The organism is Nostoc sp. UHCC 0252 (genome assembly GCF_034931145.1).
Taxonomy (GTDB): domain Bacteria; phylum Cyanobacteriota; class Cyanobacteriia; order Cyanobacteriales; family Nostocaceae; genus Nostoc.
In genome coordinates, this window is the sequence record NZ_JAYGHE010000121.1 from 1 (window position 1) to 12476 (window position 12476).

16 protein-coding genes are annotated in these 12476 nt (G+C 42.7%); 5 read left to right on the forward strand and 11 right to left on the reverse strand.

Translation table 11 applies throughout. The annotated features are described in order from the left end of the window. Positions 1 to 119: 119 nt before the first annotated feature. Both VB732_RS34035 and VB732_RS34040 read right to left on the reverse strand, forming a co-directional pair. Positions 120 to 464, reverse strand: a complete 345-nt coding sequence (locus tag VB732_RS34035) for a hypothetical protein (protein ID WP_323235232.1) — start codon at positions 462 to 464, stop codon at positions 120 to 122. A 432-nt stretch (positions 465 to 896) separates the two neighbouring features. Then, positions 897 to 1214, reverse strand: a complete 318-nt coding sequence (locus VB732_RS34040) for a hypothetical protein (RefSeq protein WP_323235233.1) — start codon at positions 1212 to 1214, stop codon at positions 897 to 899. Positions 1215 to 1312: 98 nt separating this feature from the next. Here VB732_RS34040 and VB732_RS34045 point away from each other — a divergent pair, with 98 nt between their 5' ends. After that, positions 1313 to 2104: an Rpn family recombination-promoting nuclease/putative transposase gene (locus VB732_RS34045; RefSeq protein ID WP_323235234.1), complete on the forward strand. Its 792-nt coding sequence runs from the start codon at positions 1313 to 1315 to the stop codon at positions 2102 to 2104. A 66-nt stretch (positions 2105 to 2170) separates the two neighbouring features. Here the strand turns inward: VB732_RS34045 and VB732_RS34050 are convergent, their stop codons facing one another. The 8 genes from VB732_RS34050 to VB732_RS34085 form a co-directional block, all read right to left on the reverse strand. Continuing rightward, a complete protein-coding gene (locus tag VB732_RS34050; protein ID WP_323235235.1) occupies positions 2171 to 2527 on the reverse strand; it encodes a hypothetical protein in 357 nt (118 codons plus the stop codon). An 11-nt stretch (positions 2528 to 2538) separates the two neighbouring features. Beyond that, positions 2539 to 2808 carry a hypothetical protein gene (locus tag VB732_RS34055; protein ID WP_323235236.1) on the reverse strand — a complete coding sequence of 90 codons (270 nt, stop codon included), beginning with the start codon at positions 2806 to 2808 and terminating at the stop codon, positions 2539 to 2541. A 65-nt stretch (positions 2809 to 2873) separates the two neighbouring features. After that, positions 2874 to 3632 (reverse strand): hypothetical protein, encoded by a 759-nt coding sequence (locus VB732_RS34060; protein ID WP_323235237.1) that lies wholly within the window; start codon positions 3630 to 3632, stop codon positions 2874 to 2876. A gap of 170 nt (positions 3633 to 3802) precedes the next feature. Beyond that, positions 3803 to 4048 carry a hypothetical protein gene (locus VB732_RS34065; RefSeq protein ID WP_323235238.1) on the reverse strand — a complete coding sequence of 82 codons (246 nt, stop codon included), beginning with the start codon at positions 4046 to 4048 and terminating at the stop codon, positions 3803 to 3805. Continuing rightward, positions 4045 to 4260, reverse strand: a complete 216-nt coding sequence (locus tag VB732_RS34070; RefSeq protein WP_323235239.1) for a hypothetical protein — start codon at positions 4258 to 4260, stop codon at positions 4045 to 4047. The genes VB732_RS34065 and VB732_RS34070 overlap by 4 nt, the downstream gene beginning before the upstream one ends. A 66-nt stretch (positions 4261 to 4326) precedes the next feature. Then, a complete protein-coding gene (locus VB732_RS34075) occupies positions 4327 to 4755 on the reverse strand; it encodes a hypothetical protein (RefSeq protein WP_323235240.1) in 429 nt (142 codons plus the stop codon). Beyond that, positions 4724 to 4963, reverse strand: a complete 240-nt coding sequence (locus VB732_RS34080; RefSeq protein WP_323235241.1) for a hypothetical protein — start codon at positions 4961 to 4963, stop codon at positions 4724 to 4726. The genes VB732_RS34075 and VB732_RS34080 overlap by 32 nt, the downstream gene beginning before the upstream one ends. A gap of 86 nt (positions 4964 to 5049) precedes the next feature. Further along, on the reverse strand, positions 5050 to 5604 hold the full coding sequence (locus tag VB732_RS34085) for a hypothetical protein (protein ID WP_323235242.1): 555 nt from the start codon (positions 5602 to 5604) through the stop codon (positions 5050 to 5052). A 428-nt stretch (positions 5605 to 6032) separates the two neighbouring features. Between VB732_RS34085 and VB732_RS34090 the strand changes: the two genes are divergently transcribed. From VB732_RS34090 to VB732_RS34105, 4 genes are all read left to right on the forward strand, one after another. After that, positions 6033 to 6194: a hypothetical protein gene (locus VB732_RS34090; protein WP_323235243.1), complete on the forward strand. Its 162-nt coding sequence runs from the start codon at positions 6033 to 6035 to the stop codon at positions 6192 to 6194. A 217-nt stretch (positions 6195 to 6411) separates the two neighbouring features. Next, positions 6412 to 6771, forward strand: a complete 360-nt coding sequence (locus VB732_RS34095) for a helix-turn-helix domain-containing protein (protein WP_223278596.1) — start codon at positions 6412 to 6414, stop codon at positions 6769 to 6771. A gap of 177 nt (positions 6772 to 6948) precedes the next feature. Further along, positions 6949 to 8553 carry a hypothetical protein gene (locus VB732_RS34100; protein WP_323235244.1) on the forward strand — a complete coding sequence of 535 codons (1605 nt, stop codon included), beginning with the start codon at positions 6949 to 6951 and terminating at the stop codon, positions 8551 to 8553. Positions 8554 to 8774: 221 nt separating this feature from the next. Then, the gene (locus tag VB732_RS34105) at positions 8775 to 10151 is read left to right on the forward strand and encodes a hypothetical protein (RefSeq protein WP_323235245.1); all 1377 of its coding nucleotides are present in this window, start codon (positions 8775 to 8777) and stop codon (positions 10149 to 10151) included. 38 nt (positions 10152 to 10189) lie between these two features. Here the strand turns inward: VB732_RS34105 and VB732_RS34110 are convergent, their stop codons facing one another. After that, the gene (locus VB732_RS34110; RefSeq protein ID WP_323235246.1) at positions 10190 to 12388 is read right to left on the reverse strand and encodes an NERD domain-containing protein; all 2199 of its coding nucleotides are present in this window, start codon (positions 12386 to 12388) and stop codon (positions 10190 to 10192) included. Positions 12389 to 12476: the final 88 nt, after the last annotated feature.

Genomic DNA, 12476 nt, shown 5'->3' on the forward strand with positions numbered 1-12476 from the left:
TGATTGAAGCCTGCGATAATCCTTACTACTCCCCACAAGGCGCAACGTATATTGACATCCTTGTAAGATAGTCCGAATTTCTGCTGTGGTTAATTTGATTTCCATCGTTATTTCTCTCCTTAAAATTTATCTCGTTGAATACTAAAACTTGCTCCGACTAAAGAACTGCCTAAGAAGACGGAAAAACTGACCAGCATTGCACCCAGGCATATATTTTTCTGTTGCTCCCAACCAGAGATGATGATGTTGGGGTCAGCATTGGATTCGATTACTTCTAGCCCCCAACAAGCCATTGATCCTACTCCCGCAAACCCGGTAAAAAGTAAAGAGATAATTGCAGTTGTTTCTATGGTGCGATCGATGAAGATCCTGGGGTTGAATCTTCTCCTAGTACGACGGCGAGAAAGCAGTTTACTCTTGTGATCTAATTGAGATTGGTAAATAACTTGTTTGTGGTTAGTCATTTAGATTCCTCCAATTGGACATAGAAACCTGCACCTGTATTCGCAATCCTTACCTTTCTTTGATTGACCAACGTTTGAATTACACTAAGACTAAAGCTGATACTGCACAATCGTGCGCTGCCTCCAGAGCGTCGGAGGTATTGTAAGCATTGGTGTGACTGGTCAGTAGAGGTGGGATAAGTGGATTTCTTAGGCATGATCTTGACTATGAATCTATTATTTGTAGGTGATGTGGATTGAAAAAAATTCCTTGACCAGGCGGCATATCTGGAAAATGAACACAAACCATGCCGTGTCCTGAATACTGGATGACTGTACCTGTTTGCCCTAACATGGGATCTTGTTATGCAACTGTTTTAATGACTTTGACAACTGAATTAATTGGTGGAAGATTAGCCAGTTTTAATCCTTTAACAAACAGCCTATTATTGGTTAGTAATTCGAGTTTTCACCAATACCGTATTGCCATTTGAGAAAACTTACAGGAGTACAGATTTCTTGCCAGTCACAAGCTCCCATTGGGGCATTCCAATCTTGTCGGTATTCCTCTCCAAAATACCCCAGTCCCCAATGCCAATCGTCATATTCCGGCTGTGACTCCCATCCAAACCAGAGAGCAACATTTACTTTAATCAGATAGAACAACTTAATCATCCATCCGCCACTGTAATCAGAAATAAAATCATAATACTCTCCTAGAAAGCGTTCATTTGTTAATGCAATTAAATCCATTCTTGACCAAAGATTCATCGGCTTAGTACCTTCTTATTGTGTTGATAACTAAAATTTAATTGCTGTGATTAACTAAGATGATGGTAAAATCTCTTCATATTTGAAAAAAGGTGTTCATGTTTGATAACACTTGCAAATTTATCGCTGAGATGTATTCTCCCGATTTTGCCACTTGGCTATTAGGAGAACCGATTACTTTAACCAAATTAAGTCCTACAGAATTGTCTTTAGAACCTATTCGTGCTGATGCCTTAATATTGTTGCAATCAGACGAAGTTGTTCTCCATATTGAATTTCAGACCAAACCTGATGACGATATGCCGTTTAGGATGGCTGATTACCGTTTGAGAGTATATCGCCGTTTTCCCAAGAAGCGAATGCACCAAGTCGTAATTTACTTAGATAAAACTGAATCGGAGAAGGTGTATCAAACTACTTTCATTGCTGGAAGTTTACAACATGAATTTTCAGTGATTCGTTTGTGGGAGCAACCGCCAGAGGTCTTTTTGGCAGCACCAGGATTACTGCCGTTTGCGGTTTTGAGTGCTACTGAGAACAAAGTTGCTACATTACAACAGTCATCTGCGGCTGTTGACAAAATTGCTGACAGGCGCACACAAAGTAATATTGCTGCTGCCTCTGCAATTCTGGCTGGGTTAGTATTAGAAAAAGATGTAATTGAGCGTTTATTCAGGAGAGACATAATGCGTGAGTCTGTGATTTACCAACAAATTAAAACCGAAGGTAAGGAAGAAGGGCGAGAAGAAGGAAGTCAACAAAAAGCTCATGAAATTGCCCGAAACTTACTAACTGAAGGGATGACAGTAGAAGCGGTTGCTCGAATTACTGGTTTATCAGTAGAAGTGGTGCAACAATTACAGAAGGGAGAATCCGATAATCAAAGGTAATTTTGCTACTGCGCCTGTACTGAATCGCCTCACTGAGGGCTATATTTAAAGTCCCCACTTTTTACCTTAATCAGTGACGGTCCGGGTTTTTGACAACAATGCCCGTGTTTGTCGTAGCTGCTTGTACTCGTCCCAATTCCTCGGATTATGAGGTGATGAGATTGACTCTTCAAATTCCCAGTTCTGAGAATTGGTATCGAAAAACTCAATCGCTGCATCAAACCCACACTGTAAAAATCTGGTGTATGATTCTTCCGAGCAAAGAATCGATTCGACAATTGCAGTCAAGAGTTTGAGATTGGTTTCAGTAGCAGCGCATTCTTTGTCGAGCCATTCGATTGTTTCCAGCAGTTGTTGTTTAGCAGAAGCCGCAGTAGATTGAGGTAATACTGCAACGGGAATAAAACCTGTTAGTTGTTTCATGTTTGATTTGCTCAAAAATTATCTATTTCTGCAACACCTTCATCAGTTGTCACCTTCTTTTGAGATTTGGCTTTACTAATTTGGAATTCGTTCGCTTTAATCACAGGCATTGCAGCCTCTTTAACTGCTGCTTTTGCTTGGTGATAAAGAAATTGAACTACGCCTGAAGCATCTTCTTCGTCTTCGACTTGTGCCCAAAGCGAACAGCCTAATTCGAGAGATTCATAATTGCCCAAGTTAAATTTTCTGGAATAACTAATTGAGACAGTACCTATTTTCATTGGTTGATTTTACTGATAAATTATGTAGTGGCGACTCAAAGGTGAATCGCCTTTTTCGTGTTTAATTACCGCTTGTTACCTTGCGGCATAACAGTCTGATTCTGTCCTTGCAGAGATGCCCTCGCTTCAGTCTCCGAAACCGGGGGTAATGCTGGTGCAGTGACAGCCTTACTAGCCCAGCGCTCGTAAGTATCATTTGTTACCCAGTGAAGTGTTGCCCCAGATTCTGCACCGCTACGAATCATCTCTGCTGCCTCTAGCGCATCCTTCTCAAAATCAGACTGTGGGTTACGGTACGACCACTGAATAAACCAGTACGTTCCAAGTGTCCCTTCCACTTTTTGGAACTCGGCGCAGAAGATGTAATTTTTCAGTACCGAAGTGATCGCCTGATAACAGAACTCCTTTGGATCTCCCGGCATCCCTTCCTCACACCACTGCTGGAAGGCACGATGGGCGAAGTGGTTGTACAATCCAGCAAAATTGTCTTTACTGCGGCGATGGATTAAGAAACTAAGCAGCATGGAGGCTGGCCCCTTAAACTGGTCTTTGAGTCCGCCAGCTACCGGAATCACCCAGAGTTCAGTAAACGGCTCATTAGTAAAGTTCTCGTTGATAGTCAATGCACGGTCAGGGCGAGAGATTGCGATTGCAAAGTCAGCCTTGTTACCTTTGAGATATCCTCCTGCTTGTGCTTCTAGAATCGTTAGCTTTGGAGGACAATCGAGAAGGAATTGACCATATTCCTTAGCGCAATTCGCTTGTAGTTTAGGTTGTGAAGGTGGAATGAGAAAGACGCTATTGTTGATTTTGATGGTTTCCATAATTACGTTGTTGTTGTTGAAAATTGCGTTGATATTGGATAGTGTTCGACTTAGTTATGTATGACAATTTCAGGAATTGTTTTTAACTCGTATTTCAGCACTTCGAGTTGATATAGCCGCTTTTTAATCTCTGCTTCTAGAAGTGTTTTTAATTCCTGCGGCTTGAGCAATTAAATCTCATTCTCTAAGTGATTTTCTTCACTACTATCAACCATCTCAATGCTAAGTCTTGTACATAAATCGCTAGCTTTTACACCGATAACTCCTGGTTGGATTTCAGTAGATAATTCCTCAATTATTGAATGAAAGCCAGGGTCTTCATCATTGATTTCTATCTCCATCAAACCTGCATTATTCGATACAATAGTTGCCCAACTTGGTAAAGCTTGAGGAATACTTCTTGCATAGAGTTTCATGATTTTGATTCCTGATTAAACTTGACCTCAACAATTTCTTCAACACAACCCATTGCCTCAGTCAAATAATGCAGAACATCGCCTAAGTGAGTTGCTGCCTCTGGGTCAATCTTTTGATCAGCAATCAACAAAAGCCAGTTTTCATCTTGAGCGATCGCCTGAATTTTCAGGTAGCAGGAGTTGAACTGATTCAGTATTTCTGTGGTTTCCATTTGGTATTATTTATGAAGCTAAATAGTTTTATTGAGGAGGTGGGCCATCAAGACCCACCTTTTTCCTTACGCTGCAACTAAATCTCTAGTTTTTGGCACGTACCTTTTCAGCCGTTCCCACTCGTCACTCATCAGTGCATCAAATTCTTTATCGAACAATTCCTCTTCCGTGGGTGGTTCTCCCGTAGCTGTTGTTGATACCCTTGCCACCTTCATAAATTGGTCTAGCCCAACTGCTGCATCAACCGGCTCGGCGTACCGGAGAGAATCCACTCCGTTACACCAGTGGGTAATATGCTGAAATATCACCCCAATCATTGAATCATCTGTGTAGACTCGATAATTTCTGGGGCAGGCTCCGTTAACGTAAACCAGCTTGTAGCCAGGAATCTCTTGTACCTCTGCATTGGGGTCGGTTGGAGGGAGGAGAATTTTCTCTAGAGGATTATCCAACTGGTCTTCTTTAAGAGAAAATGAGTTTATCGTGTGTGCCATGATAATTTCGTTTGTCTAATTTCGTTGTAGAGGCGATCGCATTTCTCTTGGTCTGCGATGCCTGCGGCGGGCTGCGCCTACGCTTTTTCTCACTTCCAGTACCAGGAATTTCTTTCACCTCTGCATTCGCATCTGTAGCAGGTAGGAGAATTCTCTCGTGACAGCCACCTACTTGAAGTGAGATGTTACTTGCTGCACTTTTTGTCATGATTGTTATTTCTTAAGCAGCGATTGAGCTTTGGAGGCGATTGCTCTTGTCTTGGGGCAGCAATCGCCTTTTCTCGCTTCAGCAACTTACGCTGCTACTGCTGCTCGGACTCCCAGCAGCGCAATCACATCTTTGGCACTGCCAGCAACCCGATTTACCCCGTACTGTCTTGGTCGAGTGTACCAACCTTCTTGATTGCACCCGACGAAGCCAACAAAGTGCCCGTCTTGGTAGAGTTTGGTGCTGAATGATAGCCAGTTGATCTCACCGTGGTACAAACCAAAAACAGTGCAAGCTTTTTCTAATTCATCGCTCAGGCGCTCGTTCCGTTCTAGTGGGGTTTCTGGTAGAGTCGCTTTGACCTCTGCAACTCTTGTAGCGAACCAGTCTCTATCAAATGGTAGCCGTCCACCACCGACTAGCTGCACCCATACCGTAATCCCGCCTTCGATCCAGATGGTGCGAACTGATTCGGGTTCCACTTCGATAATCTCGCCAATGATGCGGCGATCTCTGCTGGTGAGAGGGTCTTGGGTTGGGGCTACAGCTTCGGATTGGGATTCGAGGTGGCTGTATAGTTCTGCTTGGGCTAAGGTTTGTTCATCACCAGAAGCTTGCTGTGTATATGTTATGTAAGGCATAATAGAGTTCCTTGATAAAAGGGTAAAAGGCGATCGCAAACTTTCTCAGGGTGGGCGATTGCCTTTGTTATGTGTGCAAACAACGTTGTGGTTCAGCACAACGCTCTCAATTAGATTTGGCGTAGCCATATATTTGTGACTCAAAGCCGAATGGCACTAAGTTAAGCGCAAAGCCATGATATAGCTGGCTTTTGGGTGTGGGGTGTAGGGTATGGGGTGTGGGGAATAAGAAGATGTTGAACTTCTTGACACAACTAAAATTTAATTGTCTTAAAAACTACACCCTACACCCTACACCCTACACCCTACACCCTACACCCTACACCCTGCCCCGTCCAGGTTTCAGCTTTTCTTAGTGCCATTCGACTCAAAGCCAGTGGCATTTGAGTGATACCAAAACAGGAGATACAGCGTATCAGGCGACGTGTATGACTTCAAACGCTTCAATTGTCGTCCGTCGTCCTGCTGGTAATTTCTTATTTAGTGCAAATCCATTTCCCATCTGTGTACCCATCGCCTTCTCTGGTTGCGCCAGTGCCTCGGTTACTCATCAAGCGGTGACTTTGGATTGTGCTGTCAAAGTTCTGTAGTTTTTAGTGCTTCTTTATTTATTGAAGAGGCATAACACTTTTTCCTCCTTGTTAATTACAAGTCTAACTTGGAATACAGCCTGATGTCAAGAGGTAAACTTGTATTTTTATAAGTTTAATTTGTAAATATATTGATTATTTTTGTATATTTCAAAGTCTGAATGCTAACATTTGTACTAGTGTTAGGTAGCGGAGTACATTTAAGGTGTTGATTTTTGTGAATCAGACTTTGATTAAGTGGAAACTAAAAGAGGTAATGGCAAGATATGACATCAAGGCGGGTGATCTTGCCAATGAGTTAAATCTCAGTGCTAATTCAGTATCAAATTTACGGAAAGCCAAAACAATGCCACGCTTGGATGGTCATTCCCTAAATAATCTCTGTAACGCACTAAATCGTCTAGCGCACGATTTAGATAGGCAGATTACTCCGTTCGATTTAATTGATTACACCCAAGATTCAGATACTTCTGCCTCTTCTGAAAACCCTAACAGCAGTAAGAGTAGCGCACTAAGTCAAGGCCGAAAGTCTTCAGCAATTGATGCTGAAAATCAAGCCTGTTTAACGGCTGCATAGCAAAAGCGATCGCCGCCCGTCACAGCAATGCGATCGCCTGCTCAATCCGTTTACCACAAAGTGAGCTAACTATAATGCTGCCATATTTTTGGAAAATCCATCTGACAGCTACCCGGTTCACTTTGGTTAAACTGCAACACCCCAATTTTCAAGCATTTACCATAGTGGGCAAGAGATATGCTGACACTAGAAAAAGAAAAAACCTCAGCACTCGATTACAGCAACCTCAACACCAGCATCCAGGAAACCTTCACCGCCATCGACCGATTTGAATGGCAAGCGGTAGATGAAATCCTTCAGATGAGAGAACAGCAGCTTTACCTGCAAGCTGGCTATAAAAACTTTGAAGAATACTGCCAGCGTGAATTATACGCCTGGGGTGGATACCGACGAATCAACCAACTGCTAGGAGCCAAAAAGGTCATAGACGTAGTTGGCGAGTTGGGCGGACACATCAAAAATGAGCGTCAAGCCCGTCCACTACTACGGTTAGTCAAGGAACCAGAGAAACTAAAACAAGCTGTAGCGATCGCTCTGAAAGATAATCCTTCCCCTGGTGAATCAGATTTTGCTGCTGCCGCCCAAAAAGTGGTTCCTCAACTTCCACGCAAAAAACAATCTATTCAGGAACCAATGGTTCCCAAAATTCAGGAACCAGTGGTTCCTCAAAAAGCCATTGTCACAGTTTCACAACAGTCACACCCTCGTTATGGGGATTCGGGAGTGATTGAGGCAGACGCACCAAATCACTGGCAGCAGATTGTTACCTTTGCTGATGGCGAGAGGTTGTTGATCAACAATGCTGATTTGGATGCCCCAAGCGTTCCATTCCCCAGAGAGCGGAACTATCCACCAGAATATACCGAAGCGATCGCCCAAATCAAAGAGCAACACCAACAAGAGTTAGAGCGCCTGGAGCAGGAATTGAGAATTGGGCTACAAGCAGAAGTATCGGCCAGAGCCGAAGAACAAGCTAAAGAGCAGGTAGAATCCTTACAAAAACTCTTCAAGCAACAAAAAGAGCAAAACATCCAGTTACAGCAACGCCTGGATGAAATGCAAGGGCTAAGGCAGTTGGAGATTGAGAATCAACAACTCCAGCAACGTATTCAGGAATTGGAACACGCTGTTGAACAACGCCCTTCTCAAGAATGGGGAAATACCATGACCCAGCAAGCTACCAAAGCGTTGAACAAGCGGGTGAAACAGGCGTTAGAGAAAACCATTGATCTGCGATCGCTGGCCCAGGAACCCCCAAAAGAGAATGCCCAAGAGTGTCTACGGCTGATGGGTATGGCGCTCAAAAACTTAGCCAGTGCTATGAACAACACCCAAGCACTCGAAGCTGCTGCAATAATCTTGGGAAGTGAACCTACACCAACTGCGATCGCATATCGAGCCGAGCAACTAGAAATGCTTCCCCAAGCGGTTAGTGAGATTAGGGCGGTGCTAGCTAAACCGGGGTGTAATTGGCAGGACTATTGGGCAGTGGCGCAAGAGTACGAGGTAATTAAACAGGACTACTGGGCGGAATTAAGCATAGAAGAAATAGATTTAATTTCCACACTCCAGAACGCATCCTCTCAACCAGACACTATCAGCATCGGCTCTATCGTTGCCCATGCTGATCCTTACCGCACTTTGTATGTCGAGAGGGGTGAAGTTGTAGAGGATTTGGGCGAAGAGTTGGTGGTTGCCTGGGATTGTTGGAAGGAGCAATCAAAAAAGACTGATAGGTATTTCCGAGACGAATTGCGATTCTGGCAACCGGAAAAAAAGTAGGTGAAGTTGTTGATTAGAGCGATTGCTTAGTTAAAAACTGTGCAATCACCCTATGAAAAGTGTCTCCGCCGCTCTCCGGTAGACAACAACACGATTATAACAATGTAGCTAGTTGTACTGCTAAATGTACTGATAACTTTTAAGACCGATAAATAGCAAACCAAACCCTGCATCACAGTGGGGGAAATTTCCGTGCGTCAATATAAATAGGAGATTATACGATGACTGCAACTATTACAAAGCCCAAGCTCAAAAAGGCTGCTAGTAAACCACAATCCCCATATAAAAGGCTTCATGTCATTATTCCCATCGAAGATATGTTATGGGCTTCGCAGCAAAAGCCATCAGTGAATCAGCTATGGCAAGAGTGCTGGACGGCTGACCCCTATGGTTCCCGGTGGATGCCTTTGACCTCTGCTTTGGGTTACAGTACTTTTATCTCTGCGAAGAAAATCCTCTCCGACAGTGGGCTATTCATTTTCAAGCCAGATAAGTCCATAGAGGATGGTAGGGAAACGGCTAGCTGGATGGTGAAAAATTTGCATGGCAGTCGGATGAAGGAATTTTGGGAGAAAGCTAATTCTGCGTCACCAAAACCAGATGCTGAAAAACGAGAACCAAATTCCGAAAAACAAGAATTAAATGCTGAGGTTTCAGAGATAGATGCTGGCTGTGAAGAAATGGGTGCTTTGTATGAAGCATCTATTTTAGGTCAAAGTGAGTCAGAGCAAGCATTTCAGGAAAGCTCACGAACTGTTCAAAAACAGCTAACGAACTCTTCAAAAGAGTTCGTTAGCTGTGTCTCTGACACGCTAAATGAGATTTTGCAAGTTGAGGAGACGGCTCATGCGCCCTTGGGGGGCGCGTCGCCTCAGATTGTTGAAAGCGTTTCAGAGAAAGAGAAAGACTTGCCTGTGGCAATGGACTGTACGACGCTAGCGCTTGTGGATGATGCACAGAGTAATACCGCTTCGTTGTTGGCTGAAAACCATGATTGTGGCGTTGAAGCGATATTCCCTCATGAAGGTACTTGTTCCGCCGCGCCCGTTGCCGTAAATAAAAAATCTCTAAGTTCAGCGATCGCAGATCAGAAAATAGAATCGAGTCGCCCCTCTACTTCGTTGTTGATTGAAAATTCAGTTTCGGGTGTAGAAATGAAAGCAGATCATGAGGGCAAAGGTTCCGCCGCGTCCGTCGCTCAAAGTGAAAAATCTTTAAATTCTGCGATGCCTGCGGCGGGCGTAGCCATTGCTAATCAAACTCAGGGGCAGGTAGAACAGGGTTATTCCGCTTCGTTGTTAGTTGAAAATTCAGTTTCGGGTGAAGGAGTCAAAGCGGATCATGGGGGTAAAGGTTCCGCCGCACTTGGCCCTGATCCTGAAAAGTGGTCACATGAGGCGATTATTGCACGGTCAAATATGCGACCTCTTCGGATGCAGAAACTGAAAGTTGCGGCGAATTCGGGGCAGAATCCGGGTTTTGACTTTTTGCAAGAGTGCTGGAATGATGACCCGGCTTTGCAGATTGTGATAAAGAAGCTGCTGGCAAAGTTTCCCCAGTGGGGTATTGCGATTGTGGATGGGGTGTTGGTTGATTGAAGGATTAGCTAGGAGAGCGGTAAGACCTTCTCTGAACACTATGTCAATATTTCATCGCCTATGACTTGTCCAAGAGGTTTTTTATAATTGAAGGTGAAAGTGTTACCATTTTTAATCGCTTGTCGCATCTCTTCGCACATTGGATATTCGCCTACACCACTTAAGCTTACCCAAGCTTTGGATCTGGTAAGTGCAACAAATAGCTGGTTACGAAGGCTTATACTGCTTTCATTTTTTGCAATATTGTTAAAACCTATCAGGTGTACCATATAAGCTTCGTTTCCCTTAGCCCGATAAATACGCGATACTGTAACAGCTTCTTCTTTCCAAAACTGGTTCGGTCGCTTGTCTTGTAAATCCATCTGTTCTGGAAATTGATTGCTGTTGAGCGCACTAGGAATATAAAAGTCAACACCATACTTTTGTAAAGTCTGGGCTGCTCTTTTTTGAAGATTAATACTTTCTTCCTGAGAACCCAACACGATTACTAAAATATCACGGCTAGGTTTTAATCCATCACAATGAATGTTTTGATGAATTTTTTTTCTGAGTGCATCAAGTTCAGCTTCGCAAGAATCATAAATATTAAATTCTAATAAATCTCCTGACCAAAAATGATGTACTGGATTAGGAGAATTTTTCAAGGGTCTGCTTATAGTAATTGGCTCACCTATTTTACGGAAGTCACCATCAATTTCATAGCCTATATGTTCCCAATCTTTTTTATTTGTAATTCCTGTTAGCATTCCTTCTGGACGCAGCCATCCCATACCAATTGCATGAGCAGCAGTCAGAATATTCCCAGGTGTGCGGTAACAATGGCGCATTGCATAAGCTTTGCGGATACCGCCTTCATACCAAGCTCCTCCATTTCCTCCTAGTATTTGGCTTAATTCTGCGCCTAGTACTTCCTTAGAGGTTGGAATACTCAAGGCATCAAGGCTCTGCGCTTCATCGTATGCCCAAATTAAACGTCTGACATCTGGAGTATCCGGTGCAACAGGTCTGAGCGCTTGCCATGCTAACCAGTAAACTGATTGTTTATCTTCAAACTTTAACTGTTGCTCATCTAAAGCTAAGTCTTGCCCCTCATCAATTAAAATAGCATCGAATATTGGTTGAATTTGGTATTCACTTAATACCCTTTTGCACAGATATGCTAACTTTTCAGGGGGATTACCTTTCACACGCTGATCATGAATGAGACTGATATTCTGCGTATCATGAATAGTTGAGTACAAACCTGGTTGTCTGTCATCTCCCCAAGCGTGTAGTATTTTTAGCTTAGATGTCTCAGGATTATATTCAACTTCATCATTGGAGAAAAATTTTAGCCATTCATTTACTAAGTGAACTGCTTGGTCATAGAGACTGCGAGTAAAAAATACTAGAGCAATATCCCAATCTGGATGATACCAATGCATCCAAGCTGCTTTTTGACATAGCAACACTGTTTTACCAGAACCAGCTATTCCTCGAATCCGTTGAGGGCCAGGAGGTATTGACATTCCTATGTGAATTTGCTCGATATCTGTTGAACCTACCCATTGTTGCAATTGTTCAATTACCTGACGACGCTGTTTTGCTGGATTAACTGGTTTTTCCTCTTCATCTGGGGGCTGGACTGGGCCACAAATAATTTTTTGCAGCAATCTCCATTCTTTATCATTTAAAGGTTCTCCAGATTGAACTTGACCTGCCCTTTGTATAATTGTTTTAATTAATGTATCTCCTTGCAGATGCTCTTTAAAAAGAATAGGTGGACAGCATAACTGCTCACTAAACCCCTTTTCTTTCCACTGATTTTCAGAAATTGAAGGCAAAGCAACTAAAAGCCTACCCCTCACTTTTTGTTTCAACGGCAAATATTTATTGCAAGAATTAATTAGTTGGTGCAGTTGATTTTCGGATTGTTGATAAGCATTTAGAGGAGATTTGAAAAAGTTTTGGGTAAACCAGTTATAACCTTCTATATGTGTGATTTGATTTATTTTAATATTTTTAACTTCAATTACAATTACACCAAATTCTTGGTCAACAATTAATATATCTGGCTCATAGCATAATTGTTTATCTTTAATAAAAATAGGATACGTCCAAAAGCATAAACAGTTTTTTCGGTCGTTGAATGCAGAACGAACAACATCCCAAACTTTCTGTTCGGCTTTTTGTCCAGGAAAGTAAATTGGTTCGGTTGTAATAAATTTAAGCTTATATTCTTGAGTAGCAGATACCATTATGTCTTACCTGATTGAATTTGCAGTCAATCATATAACTGCGCTCTAAATAAAATATCTTTTACTTGTCTCAAGTTAGGCTTCAGGG